This window comes from Methanosarcina sp. DH1 (genome assembly GCF_020804205.1).
Classification (GTDB): domain Archaea; phylum Halobacteriota; class Methanosarcinia; order Methanosarcinales; family Methanosarcinaceae; genus Methanosarcina; species Methanosarcina vacuolata.
Map to the genome: position 1 here is coordinate 40,537 of NZ_WJBJ01000021.1, position 22,088 is coordinate 62,624.

Annotated in this window: 17 protein-coding genes; 1 reads left to right on the top strand and 16 read right to left on the bottom strand. The window is 38.4% G+C overall.

Features of this window, described 5'->3' with window-relative positions:
• Nucleotides 1–2: 2 nt before the first annotated feature.
• The 14 genes from pap to FXW07_RS11555 form a co-directional block, all read right to left on the bottom strand.
• Nucleotides 3–1,511 (bottom strand): polyphosphate:AMP phosphotransferase, encoded by a 1,509-nt coding sequence (pap, locus tag FXW07_RS11490; RefSeq protein WP_229395557.1) that lies wholly within the window; start codon nt 1,509–1,511, stop codon nt 3–5.
• Between the two features lie 2,173 nt (nt 1,512–3,684).
• On the bottom strand, nt 3,685–4,149 hold the full coding sequence (locus FXW07_RS11495) for a hypothetical protein (RefSeq protein WP_229395558.1): 465 nt from the start codon (nt 4,147–4,149) through the stop codon (nt 3,685–3,687).
• Between the two features lie 772 nt (nt 4,150–4,921).
• A complete protein-coding gene (locus tag FXW07_RS11500; protein WP_229395658.1) occupies nt 4,922–5,674 on the bottom strand; it encodes an ABC transporter ATP-binding protein in 753 nt (250 codons plus the stop codon).
• 79 nt (nt 5,675–5,753) lie between these two features.
• Nucleotides 5,754–6,959, bottom strand: a complete 1,206-nt coding sequence (locus FXW07_RS11505; RefSeq protein WP_229395559.1) for an FtsX-like permease family protein — start codon at nt 6,957–6,959, stop codon at nt 5,754–5,756.
• A 125-nt stretch (nt 6,960–7,084) separates the two neighbouring features.
• Nucleotides 7,085–8,308: a COG1361 S-layer family protein gene (locus FXW07_RS11510; RefSeq protein ID WP_229395560.1), complete on the bottom strand. Its 1,224-nt coding sequence runs from the start codon at nt 8,306–8,308 to the stop codon at nt 7,085–7,087.
• Nucleotides 8,309–8,734: 426 nt separating this feature from the next.
• Entirely contained in the window at nt 8,735–10,126 is a 1,392-nt protein-coding gene (locus tag FXW07_RS11515; RefSeq protein WP_229395561.1) for a sodium:alanine symporter family protein, read from the bottom strand.
• Nucleotides 10,127–10,393: 267 nt separating this feature from the next.
• A complete protein-coding gene (locus FXW07_RS11520; RefSeq protein ID WP_346655652.1) occupies nt 10,394–11,650 on the bottom strand; it encodes a PKD domain-containing protein in 1,257 nt (418 codons plus the stop codon).
• A gap of 94 nt (nt 11,651–11,744) precedes the next feature.
• A complete protein-coding gene (locus tag FXW07_RS11525; protein ID WP_229395562.1) occupies nt 11,745–12,887 on the bottom strand; it encodes a NosD domain-containing protein in 1,143 nt (380 codons plus the stop codon).
• A 470-nt stretch (nt 12,888–13,357) separates the two neighbouring features.
• Nucleotides 13,358–13,951: a hypothetical protein gene (locus FXW07_RS11530; RefSeq protein WP_229395563.1), complete on the bottom strand. Its 594-nt coding sequence runs from the start codon at nt 13,949–13,951 to the stop codon at nt 13,358–13,360.
• A 382-nt stretch (nt 13,952–14,333) separates the two neighbouring features.
• Complete coding sequence (locus FXW07_RS11535) at nt 14,334–14,933, bottom strand: hypothetical protein (protein ID WP_229395564.1); 600 nt, start codon at nt 14,931–14,933, stop codon at nt 14,334–14,336.
• A 24-nt stretch (nt 14,934–14,957) separates the two neighbouring features.
• A complete protein-coding gene (locus FXW07_RS11540; protein WP_229395565.1) occupies nt 14,958–15,539 on the bottom strand; it encodes a hypothetical protein in 582 nt (193 codons plus the stop codon).
• 24 nt (nt 15,540–15,563) lie between these two features.
• Nucleotides 15,564–16,136 (bottom strand): DUF6155 family protein, encoded by a 573-nt coding sequence (locus tag FXW07_RS11545; protein WP_229395566.1) that lies wholly within the window; start codon nt 16,134–16,136, stop codon nt 15,564–15,566.
• Between the two features lie 417 nt (nt 16,137–16,553).
• A complete protein-coding gene (locus tag FXW07_RS11550) occupies nt 16,554–17,747 on the bottom strand; it encodes a tetratricopeptide repeat protein (protein ID WP_229395567.1) in 1,194 nt (397 codons plus the stop codon).
• 163 nt (nt 17,748–17,910) lie between these two features.
• Complete coding sequence (locus FXW07_RS11555) at nt 17,911–19,125, bottom strand: hypothetical protein (protein ID WP_229395568.1); 1,215 nt, start codon at nt 19,123–19,125, stop codon at nt 17,911–17,913.
• A gap of 563 nt (nt 19,126–19,688) precedes the next feature.
• On the opposite strand from FXW07_RS11555, the gene FXW07_RS11560 reads away from it, so the two are divergent.
• Nucleotides 19,689–19,895 carry a hypothetical protein gene (locus FXW07_RS11560; RefSeq protein WP_048155471.1) on the top strand — a complete coding sequence of 69 codons (207 nt, stop codon included), beginning with the start codon at nt 19,689–19,691 and terminating at the stop codon, nt 19,893–19,895.
• 345 nt (nt 19,896–20,240) lie between these two features.
• On the opposite strand, the gene FXW07_RS11565 is transcribed toward FXW07_RS11560, so the two are convergent.
• Both FXW07_RS11565 and FXW07_RS11570 read right to left on the bottom strand, forming a co-directional pair.
• Nucleotides 20,241–20,762, bottom strand: a complete 522-nt coding sequence (locus FXW07_RS11565) for a hypothetical protein (RefSeq protein ID WP_229395569.1) — start codon at nt 20,760–20,762, stop codon at nt 20,241–20,243.
• Nucleotides 20,763–21,065: 303 nt separating this feature from the next.
• Nucleotides 21,066–21,824: a PKD domain-containing protein gene (locus tag FXW07_RS11570; protein ID WP_229395570.1), complete on the bottom strand. Its 759-nt coding sequence runs from the start codon at nt 21,822–21,824 to the stop codon at nt 21,066–21,068.
• Nucleotides 21,825–22,088: the final 264 nt, after the last annotated feature.

The window sequence follows — 22,088 nt, forward strand, 5'->3', positions numbered from 1 at the left end:
TGTTATTTTTTCAGCTCTTTTTCAATGGTTTCAACAACACTTCTCAGTACTTTGATTCTGGAGTACCGTTTGTCGTTTGATTCTACAATAATCCACTGGGCATTTGTTGTGCTTGTTTTCTGAAGCATCTCATCGACTGCGATTTTATAATCTTCCCATCTGCTTCTGTTCCGCCAGTCTTCGTCTGTAATTTTCCATTTTTTCTCAGGGTCATGTTGCCGACTGTTAAAACGTTCCAGTTGAGTTTCTTGATCAATGTGAAGCCAGAACTTAACTACGATTGCTCCGGCCTGTGTCAGGATTTCTTCAAATTCATTGATCTCCCTGTAAGCCCTTTTCCATTCGTCCTCGCTGCAAAAGCCTTCAATTCTTTCTACCATGACGCGGCCGTACCAGCTTCTATCAAAAATTGTTATATGGCCGGCTCGAGGGATTCCTTCACAGAAACGCCAGAGGTAATGATGGGCTTTTTCTATGTCATTTGGCGAACCCACAGGGACTACCCTGTAAAGCCTGGGATTTAGATTTTCTACAAAGCGATAAATGTTTCCTCCTTTGCCAGCCGCGTCCCAGCCTTCAAAGACCAGAATCAGAGGACGTTTTTTCTCAAAAAGCTCATACTGGAGGTCTGCAAGTTTTTGCTGGTATAATTTTTTTGATTTTTTATATTCATCGGTATCCATCTTTTTGGAAAGGTCAACCTTTTCTAGAATGGAATTGTTAAGCTGAGGAACCTCTGGGGTTTCCGTATCAAGATATTTGAGGGTCTGTTCAGCTGGTGTTCTAGTTGCCTGTTCAATAGAGTCTTCAATAGCATGAATGACCGTCGTCATAATTTTTAAAGTTGCAAAGTTTCGGTCATTAGCTTCCACTATTGTCCAGGGGGCATAAGGCATATCGGTCTTCTCTAAGATCTTCTCGACAAGCGGCATATACTCATTGTATTTATGGATGAAATCAAGGTCCGGTCTTGCTTCATCCTCATACTCGTCAAATATTGGAATATCAATTTTTTTAAGATCTTTAAAACGTTCTTTATGCTCTTTTTCACTGATGTGAAGGAAAACTTTGATTAAAAGATACCCATCATCGGCAAGTTGTCGCTCAAAATAGTTTATTTCTTCCAGGTATCTCCCCAGTTCTTCTTCAGATTTGTTCTTTTCCAGACACTCTATAATTGCCCTGCTGTACCAGCTCCTATCAAAGATTCCAATCTTTCCCTTCACAGGAACTCTAGACCAGTAACGTACAACGAAGGGCTTAAGGAGTTCTTCATAGCAGGGCCTGGTCATGGTATGGAAATCATATCCTCTGGGATCAAGAGAAAGAATAAAACGGTTAATATCCTCTGCCATTCCGGACACGTGCCAGCCTTCGAAAACGAGGATCACAGGTATCTTCAAATCCCAGGCTTTGCGCTGTAGTTCTCCGAGGCTGGTTTTAAATGCTTTTTGATTTTTTTTGTACTCGGCAGTTGTTATTTTCTTGGAGAGGTCGATTTTTTCAAGCATAAATGGCCCTGCTTATTTTTTGAATTAAAATTAATCTCAGTATAACTATATTTTGATACAGGTTTATAAGATTTGGTTAATTGGATATAATAGCTTTCTGAATAAATATGATACGTAACCTGCATTTAATTTAGTTTCGTCTTTTTGCAGATGTTAACTTATTTTCAATTAACATATATATCAATTGTCTGATTCCATAAATTGATAATATTTAGACCATGTATAGAAAATAATGAAAATTCCTGCTTATGGAACAAAGTATTCGTTTCGCTCAATATTCATCCATAAGAGTCTATACAAATAGAACAGAAAATTATTTTATAAATATAGCTTAATAATTAGTAGATTTTAAGTATATATATTATAGTTGTTCTCTATATATAATATAGTTAGCAGTCAATTCTATTTAAAATTTATTAATTTAATAAATTACTGATGTGCAAGAAAACGATATATTTTAATATAGATTATATAGCAAAGTTAAATTTATATTATGATATTTTACAACTATGTATATATTTTAAAGTATGTTTTTAATGATCTGTAATTTGTATGATGAGAATACATAAAATAATACACATAGTTGAAAATATTCAATATGATATGGATTATTAATGAAATGTTTATTTTGTAATATCTTAACCTAAGTACAAATAAAAATATTTCATAATATATGTTTTGTTGTGTCTGTTATGTATATCTATAAAATAATACACTTAAAAGATGTATTTTTGAATATATATTTTGATAAGACTTTATAAAATAAATATTTTGTTTAAAGATACGTATTATATTTTATATATTGTATGTCATTGCTTTTTAGTTATTATAAATAATAGCTATCATTTTGATTGTCAAATAAAAACGATATTAGAGTATATCATTAAATATAGTTACTCATTAAAACAAATATATACACTCAACATACTAATCTGATTCAAAAAACATTTGAAATATATATGTATATATAATGATTTTTTAATAACTTTTTACAAAACAGTATTAATATAACACTATATTTATAATATATTTTTTCAACTAATTAGTGTACACTAATCAGTTTAAACTTTGACTAAAACACATAGTTGTAAAATGAACAAACAATCTTATAATAACTCTATTATGTTGGCAAATAGACAAATATAATGATATTTCAAAATAAATACCTTTTTATATTCTGCATGAAAAAAATGTAAGTATTCATATAGTATATGAGTATGAATTCAGTTAAGTTCTTTGTCTTTTTTCTTTTATTATTTTATGCATTTACTCTTACGGTTGTCGGCCAAATACCCTCTATTCATATAGTCTTTGTAACAAATGAGTTTACAAAATTGGAGTCTAAAAACGATTTTATAGAAATATTGAATCTCAAGCTTATAGTATATAAGAATTAACACTTTTATTTAGCTGCCTGAACCTGCAGAAAAGTTTCATAAAACAAACAGCATGAAATAATATTCTTGTTATGCATATACAATATAAACAGATATACAATTTATTACAAAAACCGAGCTTTGTTCACTCAGTAAGAGTTTCAGTAAGAGTTTCCAGATAATTATAAAGGAATATCAGGAATACATGGAAAAAAATAGACGAAGTCTGTCTGAACAAGTTAGTTTTTTTGTATATTTAACTGTAAATATCTCTTAGCTTTTTCAATCTAACTTTTATTTTCATAGCAAACATATATTACGCACAATATAAAAATAAACGTTCGCTTATTATGTGCCTATATTTATATAATATTTTTTAACTCAATTGGTGTAGACTTACTATGCGAAAAACTAATAAAAAAACATACTAACAATTCAATCAATTTTCTCCAAGAACGTGCTTTAAGATTTATCGATTAAAATATATAGAGATATTAAATAACCTATAAAAATTAGTTTTACTCTTTAAATTTTGAGATATTATACAAATATCAATATATTATTTAAAGGTAATATATAAATATATTACAAAATATAGTTTAAAAAAAATTAGTATTTAACTTTAATAACATTTGAATTTATGATATGTTTTTATAAAATAATCACTAAATATAACAATTAGTATATAGATCGTCTAACAAATTTTTATGTATTATTATATAATTACAATTAAAAAATGCAAATTAAAATACCTGACTCTTCAAAAAATAAGAGAAATAGAAAAATATATAATTAAATTATAATGCCAGCTCAAGGTCAAATATTTCTTCAAAAAGTTTGTATTTTTTGCGGGCCCTGTACAGGTACTGACGGATAGGAGTTTCATCTTTTGCCCTGGCAAAAAGAGCTTCTATTTCCCCTTTAGAGAAGACAGCTTCAAGCTTTTTTATGGGAATTGACTCAAGCCCTTTCCAGTCATCGATCCTCTGACTGCTTATAGGAATTGGAATAGGAAGCAAAGATACCTGGACCTCATCTACCCAGTTCCATTCAGAATCATAGATGTTTGCATAAAAAGCCCCGCAAGAGATGCATTTTGTTACTACTACGTTTCTTTCTCCTGCCGTGTGATAACTAAGGCTCATAAGAATGGAGTCGCATCTGGTGCAGTTACCAATCTCATTTTCTTCCAGGCTATAAGCATTTATTTGGTTATCTCCAATGTAGAGATTATTTCCTTTAAGGTCATAGCTGTATTCCATATTATTCGCTCCTGGATGAATCTGAGAGGGCCAATGCTATTGATTTTTAGGCTTCTTCTTATTTTCACTCTCTTTCTTTGTAAAGGTTATAAACCTATTAAAATTAATCGGGTAAGGATATCCGAAAAATCATATATTTTACATCCTTTTATAAAAATTTTAATATTTTACTTTCCTGTCTTCAAAGAGGATTTCATAGAATTCTCTTCACATAATAATTCCTGTATTTTATTCTCTTATTATTCAGTATAATTTTTTATATATTTATTTTATAATAATTCTAATATGTTCCAATTAATTTATGTAATTTAATAAAATTACAGTTTTTATTTTAATTTTGGATACATCTATTTGAACAAAAATATTATTATCCTCTAAAACGTAGACTAATTTTTTATAATTTTTGAAATCTTGCTATTAAATAAAATCATGTCCTGAATTGCTTTAATACACCCTTTCCATTTGGGGTAACCCTAACATAATGTGCGCCATTAATGATGGGGTTCAAAGCTTCTGGGACAATATGAGAACCTCTGAAAATCCAGTTCAGATAACACTGAGTTCATCCTCACGGAGCACATCTTACTAAATTTATTTTTAAAGCATTAAAAATTTTAGAGCTATATTCCACGACAAGAAACTCGATTGATCTTCTAAAATTCGAGATTCAGAGAACCAGGATTGAGTTTAGGGATGAACTTGCTAAGTTTTGAAAAGAAGCATTGATTTTGGCTAAAGTAATTTTTGAAAAATAGAAGCCTGCACAGAAGTTTCACTCCTGAACGATTCCATCCTTCAACCTTATTACTCTGTCTGCATATTCGGCATGCCATTCTTCATGTGTAACCATTACAATCGTCTGCCCTTTTTCCTGATTGAATTTTTCAAAAAGGTCAAGTACCTCCTTTGAGGTCTCGGAGTCAAGGTTGGCGCAGGGCTCGTCTGCAAAAAGGACTTCTGGGGAATGGGCAAGAGCTCTTGCTATTGAGACTCTTTGCTGCTGGCCGCCGCTCATTTTGGACGGAAGCTGCTGCAGGCGGTCGCCAAGCCCAACTGCAGAAAGAATTTCGGCGGCTGCGGATTCACATTCGGTTTTACTTTTGCCCTGCATCATAAGGGAAATATAGACATTTTCCATAGCATTGAGCTCGGGAAGTAAAGCATAGTCCTGAAAGACATAACCCAGGTTATGAAGCCTGAATTTGCCTTTTTCGCTGTCCGACAGTCTGGAGGTATCCGTACCGTCTATAATGACCTCTCCCGAGTTTGGAGTATCAAGCAGGCCGAGCTGGTTCAAAAGCGTGGTCTTGCCTGAACCGCTCGGGCCCATGATTGCAATAAACTCTCCACGCCGGATTCTCACATTTACGCTGCGCAGGGCCCGAACCTCTACTTCTCCCATCTTGAAGGTTCGCACGATATCGATACCTTCTATAATAGTATCTACAATAGTATCCTCTGTATGTTTTCGGATTTCATCCGTACTTTTTACTATATCCTCTGTCGGCTTTTGGATTTCATCCATGCTTTTTACTGCATCCTCATTCTGCTTTTGGATTATTTCCATAGTTTCACCCTTTATTTGCCCCATTTGTTTGCCTCATTTATTTGCCCCAGATCAGGTCAAGAAGATCTTTCTGAGCCAGTTTGTACGCAGGAATTACCGAGCCAACTACAGAAGAAAGAAACAGAAGGACTGCCCGGTTTAAGGCCTCTGCATTATCCAGCTTGAGGCTCATGTCTCCGAGCGGGACTTCTACAGGGTGGGAAACCGTATAAGGCACAAGCCCAAAGCGCATAAACAAGTAGCCAAGTATAACGCCCGCGCCTGCGTAAAGCATGGCCTGGAGCACAAAGGATGCAACTATCACGTTTTGTTCTATCCCTATTGCTTTCTGAACCCCTATCTGTCTTTTTTTGTTCACAATATTCACGTAAATAACCACAAAGATGATCACAAAAGCAATTAGCAAGCCGATAGCATTCATAATATTCCGGACCAGCCCAAGCGTGCTTTCGATTAACCGGAGGATACCTGCAAATTCATGCCAGGTACGGATATTCTCACTGATGCCAAGAGAAAGAAGCGAAGTCCTGGTATCGTCCTCAGGTGTGCCTTCTGCGGTTTTAACGGCTATTTCCTGAGCAAGGTCCCTGCCCTCAATACCCAGCATTTCTTCAAGGTCAGATCTGGTAAGATAAGCCGAGGCATCAGCCATGAAATAGCGCGTTGTATAAATTCCTTTTACCCTGAACTCCCGGGTTATGCCTCCGATTGTGAGTTCAACGGTGTCTCCTACTTCCACACCACCTAAAGACCTTGATTCCATAAGGGCTCCAAAACCTCCCGAGACTTCCCTGCCCAGAATTATTTCTCCTTTATCAGGCCTGCTCAGAAATTCCCCACTTATTATAGCGTCTTCAAGGCCTGTTACAAAGATCTCATCCGCAGGATCTATCCCATAAACCGTAGCTCCTATTTCCTTCTCTTTATAGCGGAAGTTTCCAGTCGTTTTCAAGCGAGCTGAAGTCCCTACTACCTGCGGGAGACTTTCTATCTTCTTCTGGAGAGCTAATGCGTCCTCTATATAGCGTTCTTCTTCCTTCGGTTCGACCACGACGTTTCCGGTCTGAAAGTTCACCATAAGTTCATTGAACTTGAGCGTAACCCCGGCCAGCATGCTTGAAAAAAGCACAAGCTGTATAAAGATCAGGGTCAGGACAAAAACTGTAAAGATTGTAATCCCTTTATTACCTCTGGTTATAGAGCGGCTGGCAAGGAATAAGGAAACTCTCGCTTTTTCGAGCATAATAGGCCATCCTTTCTGGTTAATTCCATTATCGGGCTTGTTTCCGAAATATTTGTTTCCGAAATTCTTGTTTCCGAAATTCTTGTTTCCGAAATTCTTGTTTCCGAAATTCTTGTTTCCGGAGATTAGATCTTGCCTTTCTTTTTCATATAGAAACTGACAGCTGCAAGAACCAGGACAGCTCCGAGCACAATTGGAAGAACGCTTCCTTCCTGCCTCTGCACATTAAAAGTGAGGTGCTCGCTAATCTGGTGTTCGCCAAAATCATCCTCATACTCTACTAGCAGGGTCACATTCTGATCACCTGTCTTTTCAGGAGTGAATGTAAAAACTGCAGGAGCATCATCGTCTTTATCCAGCCGCCCGAGAAAAGCACCCGTACTTCCGCTGCCCTCAAGTCCTTCAAGCCTGGCTTTAACTGAGCGAGCTTCTCCTTCCCCAACATTCTCTAGCCTTAAAGTAAGGGATGCCTGCTGCCCTTTCACAGGAATCTCCGGGTCAAATTTCAGGCTTGAAATATCAATTTGCGCCCGATTAAGTACATTAATTCCAATTTCCTGGACCTTGTCTATCTTGAAGGTCTCCGTATTATTCGAGGCTGTTATCCGCAGTGGAATTCTGTAAGGCTTCACATCGGCGTTGCTGCCCAGGAGAAGTTTGAAAGAAAGGTTTTCGGAGCTGCCTGCACTCAGGTTCTCAAAGAAACGAACATTATCTTCCAGCGGGATTAAAGGTGACGAGTTGTTGAGGTTAAGCATTACCCTGACATTTTTTGCGTTCCCGTTTCCCGCATTCTTGACTGTTGTCCTCAGGTAGAACTCCTGTCCAGGAACTATGGCTCCTGAAGAAGAATTTCCATCATTTACAGGAAGAATTTCAGTGCCGCTGAGTACAAGGTCGGGATTTCCTTCCACCCGAACAGGAATTCTTTTAGAAAAACTTGTTCCGCTCTTGTCTTTTATAGTAAACTCGATCTGATAGATCCCTGACTCAGCCTCAGGATCTACCCTCAAATAGAAGTTCAGTTCTACCTTGGAACGCTGCCGTATCTGTTCAATCCGGAAAGTTCGCTCCGTGTTCGTCCCGGAACCGTAAAGTTCTGACGTACTATACTTAAAAATGAAAGGATGAATTTCCTCAATTCCTACTATCACGTTCTCTGCAGGCTCGTCTCCGGCATTCTGAATATTGATCTTTATGAGCAGGTCTTCACCCGGCCTGGCAGGATTGGGGTTGATTTCCGAGACCTCGACTCCAAGGTGAGTGTTTCCTGACACTACAACTGCAGAAGCCGGGCCTGTCAAAAAGACAGTTATCATCAATAAGGCAAGTACAAAACGAAGAGACAATACCGAGCTTCTATCTGTTAGTGTTCTGTTTATCGATTTTTGATTTCTAGGTATTTTACCTACCACTCTTCGATTTCCCTGTGTTTTACTTACTTCTTGTCGATTTCCCTGTGTTTTACTTACTTCTTGTCGATTTACAAATGTTTTACTTACTGCTCTTTTATCTTCCAATGTTTTGTCTACTGAATTGTCTACTGAACTTCGATCTCCCGATATTTTATTTATCAATCTTCGGTCTGCAGACATTCGATCTACTAACTTCTGCTTCTTTTTCCCGATGCAGGAACACTTTTCTGGACAGGTGGGCTTCATATATAACAGTCCTCGTGCCTAGTTTATAACGGTTGCACTTTATTTGCAACCTATAATATGTTGTATTCCAAGCCTTTTCAAAAAAGGCTTGAGCGAAAACGTCTAACTGCGCGGTCATTTCGCTATCTCTCCCGATTTTGAGGCTTCAGACTTAAGTTTCTCAAAATACTGCCTGGTCTCGGCCGTAACAACTTTTCGCAGGGCCAGCAGAGCAATAAGATTTGGAATAGCCATGAGACCGTTTACGATATCAGCAAGTACCCATATAACATCTATAGTCAGGAAAGCGCCTGAGGCAACAATCAGGATGTAAATTATTTTATAAGGGAGAATTCCTTTTACGCCAAAGAGATATTCCACACATCGTTCACCATAGTAATTCCAACCCAGAATAGTTGTAAAGGCAAACAAAATGAGCCCGACTGTTACGATGTAATTTCCGGCCTCTGCAAGTACTGTGGAAAAAGCGTAGCTTGTCATGTAGGCACCTGCAAGGTCTCCTGTCCAGGAATCCGTCACGATCAGGACGATTCCGGTCATGAAACAGATGATAATGGTGTCAAAGAAAGTTCCTGTCATGGAAATAAGCCCCTGCCTGGCCGGCTCTTTTACCTTTGCAGCCGCAGCGGCTATTGGAGCACTTCCAAGGCCGGACTCATTTGAAAAAATTCCACGCGCAATTCCCATTCTGATCGCAAGCATCACCCCTGCACCAAGAAAACCACCCCGTGCAGCAGTTCCTGTGAATGCAGTGTTTATTATCAAAGACAGGATTTCAGGAATTTTCTCAAGGTTTAACCCAAGAATTATCAGGCAGCCCGATACATAGCTTATTGCCATGAAAGGCACAAGCAGCTGGGCGACTGCTGCAATCCTCCTGATCCCGCCAAGCGTTACAAACGCCACAAGCAGGCTTATTACAAAAGCGCTCAGGGTTTCAGGGATATTAAAGGCAATCCTTGCCGAATCGACAATGGCATTTACCTGCGGAAAGGTTCCTATTCCAAAGAGGGCTACATTCATCCCAAAAAAAGCAAAAGCGACTGCAAGAACGCGGCTGTACTTCATCTGCCCAAGCCCATTTTTGATATAATACATAGGTCCTCCTGACATCTGCCCTTTTGCGTCCACGACCCTGTATTTGACTGCAAGCAGGGACTCGGAATACATGGTTGCCATACCGAAAAAGCCTGCAAGAAGCATCCAGAAAAGAGCGCCTGGACCTCCCATTTTTATTGCAGTTGCAACCCCAACTATATTCCCTGTCCCGATAGTTGAGGACAGTGCAGTGGTGAGAGCTCCAAAACTCGAGACGTCCCCCTGTACTCCAGTTTCGGCTTTTCTAGAATTAAGCACATACCTGAGAGCAAGAGGCAGCCTGAAAACCTGAATCATTCCGAGTTTCAAGGTAAGGAAAATCCCGGTCCCTACAAGTAAAACCAGAAGTGGTGGTCCCCAGATTAACTGATCTATTCCTGTAAGGATCTCAAGTACATTAACACCCAATAATTCCGTTAAAGCCAGCCCCCAGAAAGCAAAGAGATAGTTTAAGAAAAGGCATAGTCTTGAGACAATTTTAACTCAGTATTTGTTCCAGGCTGGTCTTAAACTTTGATGTCTATTTCCAGAATAATTTTGGAAAACTAATAATTTTGGAAAATTAAATGTGAACGCGCTAACAGAAATTGCCACAGTAATTGCTACAGTAACTATCCCTAAAACCAAAAATAGTAAGTTGAGAAAAGTTATTTCCCAACTTTCAACCTTCTGGGATTATTTATCCTTGTGGATAACAATAGAGCCGCCACTAATGGAAGTTGATGGCTTTGCATCTTCTGCTGTTCCGTCCTCATTGTCGTAAATTATTTTATCATTGTCTCTATCCCAGATTTTTATCCTGAACTTATCGGTATCGTCTCCATCAACAACAGTCAATAGGAGTCCATAGTTTCCTTTTCCGTTGATAGTCCCAGTGCCTTTGTATATTGCCCGTGAGTTGGCAACAACAAGCCACTCATAGCTGGTTGACTTGAAGTCCAAGTCTGCGGCCTTAAACTGGAACTCTGTGTTTCCAGTAGGTACAGAGACTCCTTTCTGATACTTAGAGACAAATCCAAATGTTGCTTTGCCTGCAAGGGTACTATCTGAAGTATAAGCACCAGCAGGTGAGTTTATCCAGCCGCCACCTGTTACAAAACCACCTTCAGGATTATAAACTGCAATATAATTTCCAGCTATCGTGCTGGCACTTCCTCCATCATTATCTGTAACAGTAAGGTTTACCTTGTATATTCCAGCTCCAGTATAGGCATGTTCCCCAGTTATAGTGCCTGCACCATTTTCTTCGCTAACTGAGCCGGACGAACTTGTGCCGTCTCCCCAGTACCAGACTCCATTATGTGTATCTGTAAGACCAGCATCAGTAAAACTGCAACTTGTTGTGATTTGCGTGTTCACAGAAGCCGGATCAGTTGGAGACGCAATTTCACCGAGAGCTGGATTTACATTGTTCACGGTTAAAGTGAGTGCATCGGTCCCAATTCCACCATTATTGTCGGTAACATTCAGAGTGACAGTATAAACTCCATTGTCGGCATAGATATGGGTCGGAGTGAGTGTATCTGATGCGGTTGTACCGTCCCCGAAATCCCACTTGATTGTTTGGGTATCTTCGGTTCCGGCATCAGTGTAGCTTCCCGAGAAGCTTACGGTATCTCCTTCATTAACAGTCTGGTCATTACCTGCTTCGACAACAGGATTTGCGTTATTTATTGTTACAGTAGCGGTATCGTTGCTATTAAGTTCTCCATCACTGACTTCAAGTTTTACACTTCCACTCCAATCATCAGCCCAGGTATGAGTGGCTACTGGATCAGTTGACAATTCAGTGTCCCAAACCCCATCATTCTCAAAATCCCACCTATATTGTAGAGCATCTCCGTCAGGGTCACTTGATAGGCTGGCATCAAAAGTTACAGGAGAGCCTTCACTTGCCTGATAAGACTCACCTACATTAGGAATGATAAAAATATAACTTCAAATTTTCAGCTTGGAAATTAATCTATAGTTCCATTTCCCTAAATAATTATTTTTGGCAACGAAAATCTTTGATATTATATTTGAATCATTCCTTAGCTACCGGGGGTTGATTAGTGGCTGGAGGTTGATTACCATATGGGAAATCGCTGTGCCAGGGTTTCATTAACGGATAACGGTCAATGTTATTTTCGGCTATAGTATAACCAACGTCCCCAATACTATCGCTACCTTCCTCATTTTGATCGGAGCCGCTAAATTGGTCCACACCAGCGTAATCACTATAGAAGTTGCCTCCATCAGGATACCCATTATCCCATATGTTACCAGTGTTCTGAGGGTCATTTCCATAGACTTTCGCATTCACATCGTTATTCAAGTCGTTATGATATACAGTATTGGCATAATTAAGATAATCTTTAATGTACTGAAACACAATACCTTCTTTATTATCATATATCTGATTCTCTTTTATGGTATTATCACGGAAACTACTCCATATATCTATACCAAGCCTATTGGAATGAATTTTGTTTCCAACTATAGTATTGTAGTGTTCACCCCAACTAACGCCGCCTGCATTAATCCCTACATCATTATTATAAAACTCACAGTTTTTAATCGTGCCGTACGAAGAAGTATCGATTGTAATACCCCTTTCATTTGAATAACCACGCGTATTTTCAATAGTCCAGTAGTACGACCAGCCAATTACCGCACCGCTGTAAGAGTTATTATGGAGATTTGAATCAAGGATTTTCAGGGAATTTGAGCCCGCGTATCCGATGATCCCTACTCTGTTTGAATAGGCTTCAATATTTTGCAGAGTATTGTAGGAAGAACCCTGATCGCCAAGACTGATTCCATACTCAATGTTATTTGCTACTATAACATTTTTAACAAAATTGTTTGTTGAACGTTCAAGGTATATACCTATGTTCCCATTTTTAACGGTAATATCGGAAATTACCAGATTATTGAACCCATTCGTGTATATTACATTGCCAGATCCACTCCCGTCAATTATTGTTGTGTTCTTGTCTTCACCCTGTAAAGTTATAGGCTTATTTATTGTCAAATGCTCATAATATGTTCCTGATTTCACAAAAATAGTGTCACCAGCAGCAGCTGAATCAATGGCTGCCTGTATTGATCCGCTGTCGGTAGGAACTGTTATAGTTGCAGCACTTGCATGAGTTGGTATCACTATCCCTATTAGAATAGTGAGCATTATTACACTAACAGTTAATTTCAATATCTTTCCGAGTTGTTTTCTCATATTCTAACAACCTTCACTAATATCCTCTATCGATTTTCATATCATTTCTCAACAAATTTAAGGCTCAATTAAGTTATTCACCTCTTGAACTATTTTTCCAAACTTAATAGTTATTTTGAAATGTATCTAAAGAATAAACTTAATAATGAATGAGCCAATCCCAAAACTCAAGATTATCTTTCCTAAATCGAACTTTGAATAATCAATCAAATTTCCGATCACGAAAATAGTTCTGGAAACTTATTCTAGAGGCAATGTCGCAAGTAATAAGTTATTAAAAAAGGGTTTTGGAATAGGCTCATATAAAAAAATAGAAATTAGAGATAGTTACTAATTTATTTTCTAGCTATCACTGACTGAGTATAAGACTCATAAAATTCTTTCAGGATACAAAACTGATTTCAATAAGTTATATTGCTTATTTAATCCCGGAAAAAAGCCGAAAGTTTCATCTGTTCGATATTCTGGATTGATTTACTTTGACCTTCCCGATTTTGTTCTTTCTTAGATTTTACTATTTCTCCAAACTCAAGTTCGGGCTCAAAAACAGGCTCAAGAATGTTATCAAAAAAAGCGGCTTCATTTTCTGGACTTAGCGAATCTCTATAATACTCTGTTGTTTTTTCCTGCCAGCTCTCCGAAAGCAGCAGGAACTTCATCCCTCTTTTTTGCTCATTCCATTCCCACACTCCAGCCTGGTAAAAAATAGCTCCTAACTGGCTTGAAAGTTGAGCATAAGAGACTTCGGGACGAAGTTTATACAGGGATTTCCCGATGCCGTCCTTTTCCGTGCCCATGCACAGTTTTGCAGCATTGTTTGCAAGGGTCTTCCATTCCCTATCCTCCATGAATTCGCAGAGCCTGTCAAGATGGCAGCAGCTAATCTTATCGATTCTGGGAAAACGATTCTTTCTGAACTTCCTTTTTATGAAAAGGTTTCCTCGACTGTCTATCCGCCAGGAAAAGACCTTCTGCTTTGTCCCAAGGATTTTTGATCGAGACCAGGAAGCAGCCATTGGGAATAAATTGGATTTTAAATATAAAAAATTGTTTCCTGTAATCTCCCTGCAATGCCTTCAAATCTGAAGGTTAAACAATAAATTATTTTATGCAGCTTTCAGTAATTTTGAATTCCCTTTAAAAATCTTTCAAGTTTCTTTATTAGAGTTCCAAACTTAAGAGGTACAGGCATTTATGTAGCTTCTGACAATAATCCAGAGAACAAGCCAACCAATGGCTGAAATTAAATCTTTTTTTAACTGTAATTCCATGTACTTATTTAACCGACTTATCTTATTTAAATTTTTGCAGATGTTTGAAAATTGATTCATCTATTATTAATCCCCACAGGGAAACTTCCCTTCTCACAAACCAGAATAAAATGGGACGGACTAACCATCAGTTGTCCTGCACGCCTTCTTCAAAAAAATCGTCATCCGGTTCCGCGATATCATCAACCAGATTAGAGATATAATACTGTAAATTGTCCCCTATTACGTAAGGGCTATTTTCCGATTTCCGGTATAGTTTATGAAGCCTATCTCTGAAGTACGGGTAAAAATTTTGCCCTTCTTCAGTTCTGGCCAGCTCACAAAACTTTTCTATCATGTCAGATCCACCAACGCGAGATGCTTCTTCAATGCCTGAAAATTCATGAATATACTTCATAACGTTTTCCACAAGTGTAAGAGCCAGATCCATTGTCCCTTTTATGTTTCCGGAAGCCTCTGAATAGTCGTTGATAGCCTGTTTTGCTACCAAATATTGGGGCCTACTGGCTGCCCCCCGTGGGGTATAATATGCATTTATAACCTTTTTCCGGTATGCCTCAAGAATTTTGCTCTCGTCTTCCGTTTTCGCATACCTGGCAGTGATGTACCTGCGGTTGTCAGCGGATTTTTTGTACAAATCGTGCAGCAGGTTGATAAGTTCTTTCTGGTCTGATTCTTGTAACGATTTTTTCAATTCAGACCATTTTATAGTTGCTTCTTCTGCCATTAAAACTCACCTGAGTTTTTTGATTCACGAGTCACTTTGCTCTTCATCAAAGAAATCTTTAATATCTGATACGAGGTCGTAAATTGCCTCCTCAAAACCCCATCCGACATTTTCCAGGCCTACATCGACCTTAAGCAGTCTTTCCCTGAAAAAATGATAGTATTTCTGTCCTTCCTCAGTCATTAATTGTTCACAAAACCTCTCCAGCATCCCTTCAATGTTGTCATAGAATTCATCGTCTATGACTCCATAAACACGGGCAAATTGAACCCCTCCTTCAACGTATGTAAGCATCAGGTCCAGAGTCCCCACAAAGTCTCCCGAAGAATTCGAATAATCACTGATAGCTCTTTCTGCTGTAGAGTAACGGATTTTTCCTGATACATTCTCCGTTGAAAGCACTTCTTTAATGATTTTCCGATACTCCTCCAGCATCTTATTCATTTTCGTCTTTACACTCTCTCCAAGGTATCTGGAATTTATGAGCATGCGGTCTCCAACCGAATGTCCATAAAGTTCACGAATAAGATCGATGAGTTCTGTTTTTTCGGCTTTCTGCAGGATTTTCTCCACCTGTGCCCATTTTACAGAATCTGCTTGTTCCATGAAAACCCACTTCCATTTTTTGTGTTATAAATCACTTTGCACGTCTTCAAAAAAATTTTCAATTTCTTTCACACGCAGTTTTATTCCATCTCCAAATCCCCATGCCATTCCTTTTGTTTTCCTGCGGATCTTCAAAAGCCTTTCCCTGAAACCGGCATAAAGGGTTTTGCCTTCAGGTGTCTCTAACCTGGTGCAGAACTCTTCAAAGGCGCTGTATATCTCTTGATAAAACTCCTCGTCTATATCCCCGTATTCACTGGTAAATTCCACCCCATTTTCAACGTAAAAAAGCATCAACTCCATCGTCCCTGCAAAATTCCCTGAAGCCTTTGAATAGTCGCTAATTGCTTTTTCCGCAACAGAGTATCGAAGCTCTCCAATCCCCTTTTCCGGAAAAAACTCATTTTTTATTACTTCCCTGTAAGCTTCCAGAATTCCGGGCTCAGCATTTGTATCTATGGATCTGGCAAGCAGATACCTTCGATTTTCCTCAGAATACCTGTAAAGATCCCGAATAATATTAATAAGTTCTTTTTTATCTGTGCCTTGTAGAGCTTTTTTTAAGTCAAACCACCCTAAATCCAGATCTTTTTTCATTTTACAGCTCCATAAAGTAAAAGTGTAACTATTCAGGCCAGAATCTATTATCGTTATCGATTTTGATGAAATCGGTATGTCTGAATTCTGACCAGTGAGGATTAAAAAACGCAATCAATAGCCAACAATTAACTAAAATACATTTTCTGAAATTTGCCAATTGAATTCTGTTAAATCAGGCTAATTATGTTTTTTTTCCTAGGCTAAGTAGTTACAATAATTCTAGAACTAAAATCCCTGTAAAGAAGTAGCAAACCTATAAAACTCAACCGTTTCAAAGAGGGCAAAAATATTCCAGGCGTATACGACACTACACCTGCAAAAAAGCAAGAATTGCGGGCTCAATTTGGACTTTAAAGGAACTGCTGACATTCAGGTGCTTTAAAACATCAATCAAATAGATGGACAAGCAGTTTTTTAATTCCCTGAAAATTCATTTTTCTCAAGAACCAGGCTTTTAACCCTTGCAAGAGCAGTTTCAGCATTTGCCTCGAAACCCTTGCTTTTCCAGAGATCAGCCGCGATTTTAAAAGCATTTTCTGCTCCTTTCGGGTTTCCAAGCTTCAGGAAAACCCTGCCTTTTTCATACCAGGCTTCAGGAAAGTCTGGTTTCTTCCGGGTTGCCATTTCAAAAGCGTGCAGGGCTTCTTTTTCAGAGCCGGTTTCAAAAAGTACTTTTCCTCTGAGATGCCAGGCTTCTGCATTCTCGAGTTTCTCCTCAAGGGCTTTTCCAAAAGCTTTTCTGGATTCTTCAATTTCTCCAAGCTTTAAATGCAATTTGCCTTTCTCGAACCAGATCCCTGCATCATCAGGATTTATTTCCAGGGATTTTTCAAATTCCTTCAGCTTCTCTTCGCACTTATGCACCCTAACAAGCGCAGCTTCCTTCCCATCCCAGGCATTTTTCTGCACCGGGTTAAGGGAAATAGACCTCTCAAAAGCTTCAAGTGCCTGCCTGAAATGCTCAAGCTTTAGCAGCGCAAACCCGGTATTGGTCCAGAGCCCTGGGTGATCCGGTTTTATCCTGGAGGCACTTTCAAACGTTTCAAGGGCCTCTTCATAGCGTTTGAGTTTTAACAGGGTATTTCCCTTATGAAAAAGAGCTGGAAAATGCCTGGGATTTTCAGAAAGTACCGTATCGAAAGCCTCAAGTGCAAGCCTGAGCCTGCCCTGCCTATAAAGAATTACTCCTTCCTCATAGAAGCTCTCTCCACTTTTCGGGTTACTTTCTTCCGAACCCTCACCTTCAGGATAGCTTTTTCTGAGTCCGGTTTCTGAAAGGTATCTGAAATCCGGGGATGTTTCCGAGCCAGGCCTTGAATCAAGGAATATGAATTCTTCTTTTGGCACAAAAGACTTGCAAATCCATCCAGATTCAACTTTCCGGTTTGTAACAACGCAGTATCCGTTAACGCGCCTGGAACATACCTCACAGCAGTAGATTCTCCTTTTCAGTCGGTACCGGATCTGGTCAAGCTCAGTTGTAACCAGCCCCTCATTCAGCCGTGCTTTGAAAGTCTCGTACGGGATGTTTTTAATTTTGATATAGACTGTTGAAGGGGCAGGTGGGTCCCATTCAGGAGGGTTTGAGGTCGGTTTTTTGCAAATCATAGTTTTGACAGGGTTTTTTCTTGTAGAGTTTTTTCTTTTTACCTGAAATTTTTCGTTTTTTGGAAGTTTTTGTACTGAAAATGTTCTTTCTTTATTGGAGACTACGTATTGAAATCAAATGCTTATCTCAGTTTACAGATTTAATCGTAGATTAACTCTTTTATTATGTCCCATTCTCAGAAGAGTCAGTCCCTGAGGTTGAATCATTGAGTTTTGTCTCATTATCCGTTGAGGGCTGTTCTTGCGTTGAAGTTGATGTACTAGAGTTAGAAGCCGTTTGTTGAGAAGAAGACGTGGAGGACTCCTTTACAAGTACGACTTTAGTAACCACCGTGCTTCCAACCTCATTTGTGGCTGTCAGGGTATAAGTTGTGGTTTCACTGGGGGATATGCTTTGGCTGCCAGTTAAACCTACGGTTCCTATTCCAGGTTTGATTGAAACTTTCGAAGCCCCAGAAACGCTCCAGACAAGCTTTGAACTATCTCCTTCCTCGATAGTATCAGGATTCGCATTAAACGAACCGATAGATGGAAGGCTTTCTTTAGATGTTTGACTCTCCGTAAGTGCCGAATTATTTTGTGATGCTTGATTATCTTCCGATGACTGGCTTTCCTGCGATGTCTGAGTATCCTGGGAAGCCTGAGTATCTTCCGATGTCGGATTTTCCTTAGTCGATGAACTCTCCTGAGATGTCAGGCTTTCTTCCGAAGACTGAATATTTGATGTGGAAGTGTTTTCGGAGGAGGCAGCATTTTCCTCAACTGCAACAGTACAGTAAGCTTCGTCTTCTTTCTCGCCGTTTGAAGCTGTAAGTTTGTATGTCGTAGTACCGGCAGGAGACACATTAAATGTTCCGGTGGGATCTGTAACTCCTATATCAGGCTCGATAGTAACATTCGAGACCCCGGAAACGTGCCAGTTGAGAACTGCACTCTCGCCTGGTGTGATGGAATCAGGACTTGCATCAAATGAGCTGATAAGAAAAGGCTCTTGAGATTCATTAGATTCATTATTGACCGTAACCGTGCAGAGCGCGACTTTTTCATTTCCTCTACCAGCCGCTATCAATTTATAGGTTGTAGTCTCTGAAGGGGATACAGAAATGGATCCATTTGAACTTACAGGTCCTATACCAGGCTCTATTGTAATATTATCAGCTCCAGAAACGTCCCAGTTCAAAATAGAAGATCCTCCAGGTACGATAATTCCCGGCCCGGCATCAAAATTGCTAATTCCGACCGCCGCCGCAGGAAAAAGAGCTTTTAGAGCTATAGCTATACTCAGGATGGTACCTAATAATTTTAAAAATTCTGGCAATGAGTTCCACATTGACTTAATTTTTTCCCCAATTGAATTATTACTATCCTCTTTATCCATAATTAGACTCCGTACAACCTATAAATTAAAACAAACAACCATGTTTAGCAGGTTGAAAAACAATATTTTTCAGGAAAGGTAACCTGAAATGTAAGTTACACATTCGATTCTTTTTTGCATCGCAATTAGAATATATCTCATAGTTTAATAATATATATATTTATTAATTTGGGGATATATTTTCAAAAAGTTAGAAGAAAGGATAAAACTTAAGGATTAAAGCTAAGGGTTCAACTTAAGAGTTCAACTTCAGAATTTTTCAATTTAACGCCCAATTGGATCAATGTTATGATCTTCAAGATCGTCATCGAAATCGAATTTTTAATCGGAATTATTGTCTGGATAACGCAGATCTACGATGCCTATGGTGCATTAAAAATAAGTTAAGAAACTTTTGTAATAGATGCTTAATTCATTTTTAAGATATCTAATTCCTTTTAAAAAGTATGTTTTTAGAGGGGGACTATTTAAAAAGAAAAGATTTTTATATTAAAGGGAAAGGTCTTTTTATGTGAACTATTTATACACACCCTTTTATTAAGTACTTAAAGAAGGTAAGTTCTATGAACTATTGCAGAACACACGGAATTCCAGCCTTATTTTCTTTTTTCTTCCCTGGCCTGGGCCAGCTTGTAAAGGGCCATCTTTTCAAGGCACTGGGCATCTGGATAGCCTTCATTATCACAGGGACGATGCATATTTTCGGGGCTGGATTTTTATTATGGCCGATTATATGGGTCTGGCAGCTCTATGACGCCTACAACTCCTGAATAAAAGTAGACCTAAGAGCAATCCCGAAAAGGTAATCTGAAAAGGATATAATCTGAAAAGAATAAAACGAGTGTATAGTAAGCTAAGTTACTTAGCTATACATCAAACTTTTTTAAAACTCAGAGGAATGTAATTCTATTTTTTCAATTATTCTCTATGAGTCAGCTTCATCTGGTTGAGTCTAATCTATCTCTTTATTTTACGATTAATATTTATAAATATCTGTTAATATTTATAAATATTTATAAATGTCTATAAATATCTATCAAATTGATATAACTCAAAAATGAGAACGGCATCATTAAGCTGATCTCATAGGTATTTACAACGAATTTTCAAATGTATTAATACCTGCGTACCATTTCCGCCTGCCATTCTGTTTCCGGCCAGCCTCTGAAGCCTCTGAACTTGTTTATATCGTCCAGATAATTTATCACTTCATCAGCCTGAAAACCAAGATCTTTGAGCACACAACCAAGAACGGTTCCAGTTCTGCCTATACCTCCCATGCAATGGACAACAATGCCTTTTCCTGCGTCTATTTCTTTTAATATTACATTAGTTGCCCTTCTTACAAGCCATTCCAGTGTGTCAGGATCATATGGAAAATTACCATGATGAAGGTCTTCTAATTCTGCAGAAAAAAGGACCTTGAGAGGATAGGGGTTATATGATACTTCGGAATCACAGAGACATACAACGCTTGAGAAACCTGCACTTCTAATTTTCTCCCAGGGCGTGTACATTCCAGGATAAGACATGCCAGCCAGAGGTACAGGCTCCTTAAGAACTACATAAAAATTCATTGGGATTCGGATGCCTTCTATTTCAGGCATCGCCAGAGGACTCAATAAAGAAGATGCCATGCTATAAGAGTATGGAGTTAGAAGATATAAACTTCATTTAAGGACAGAAGATTTGAAGTATATGTATAACAGTTAAGGAATTTACTTAATATAAAATAATTAATGAGGTTTTTAAACAAGAAGCCGATGTAGAAAAAATAAGATTGTACAGAAAAGTAAGCTTGTACAGAAAAATAAGCTTGTACGGAAAAGTAAGCTTCTACAGAAAAGTAAGCTTCTGTAGAAAAAGGAAAATAACCCCCGCTGTTACCCACTACTGTTTTTCATTTTTCATAGTTTTTCAATTTAAGGCACTCATTTCCCTTATGCGACTTTGACATAGTCAAATACGGATTTAGTGCCGCAGTAGGTATTGTTTTTCTCTGTTAAGGTAACGGTATATTGTCCTGAGCTGTTGTACGTGTGCACAGGATTCTCTTCTGTCGAATTCGTCCCATCTCCAAAGTCCCAGTTCCATGATGTGGGCGATCCGGTACTATTATCAGTGAAAGCAACTTTCAGTGGTGCATTTCCTGAAGTTGGAGATGCTGAAAAATCAACTTTCTGAAGGTTCGAGTCAAGAGAATCCATGCGTAAATCGTCATTCAGAAGGTCATTGAACCAATCATCTGAATTAATGTCATTATTGAAGTCCTTGTTTATGAACCCGTTGAACCAGTTGTCCCATATTGTCCTGTCATTTGAGATAAAAGGTCTCAAATTATTTATTTCACTGGAAAGAAATGGAACATCCGACAGCCACTGATTAGCCTCATTTGAGACTATCTGAACATTTCTGGAAGTGGATAAGTTGGACGCATAAATATTCACACTATCTACACTCCCATTATCAGTGCTATTGTCATAATGCCACACGACTTTGCTGCTGTAGACGATAGGAGAGGACTGCGAGGACGACTCATTGATTACTGTCCCATTGCTTGTCATAACCTGAGTCTGAGTAACAATTACCGGACCATTCTGATCACTCGACGCCGATGCAACGGATAAAGCAGAAACTGAAAAGGATAAAATAAGGGCTGTTGAAGCTAAAAGTACATACAACTTTTCCCTATTTTTCATTTTTTATTGCCTTCTTTGTATTTCATTTATCCTTGTTTGATTGTTTTTCATGGGACTTACAGAGCTGCTGAGGGAAAATTATAACATTAAACTTCGAATTGTCTTGACTACAAGAGAATAATAGAGTCTCTTGTGCTTGATTACGCCCCTCAAACGTGTAAGTCCTGTAACACTAATTTTTCTTTGTTTATAATTATTTCCTGGCCTTTTGTTGCTCGTTAATGATTAAAGGTGTGCTGAAATGGCCAGATATAATCTGTAGAC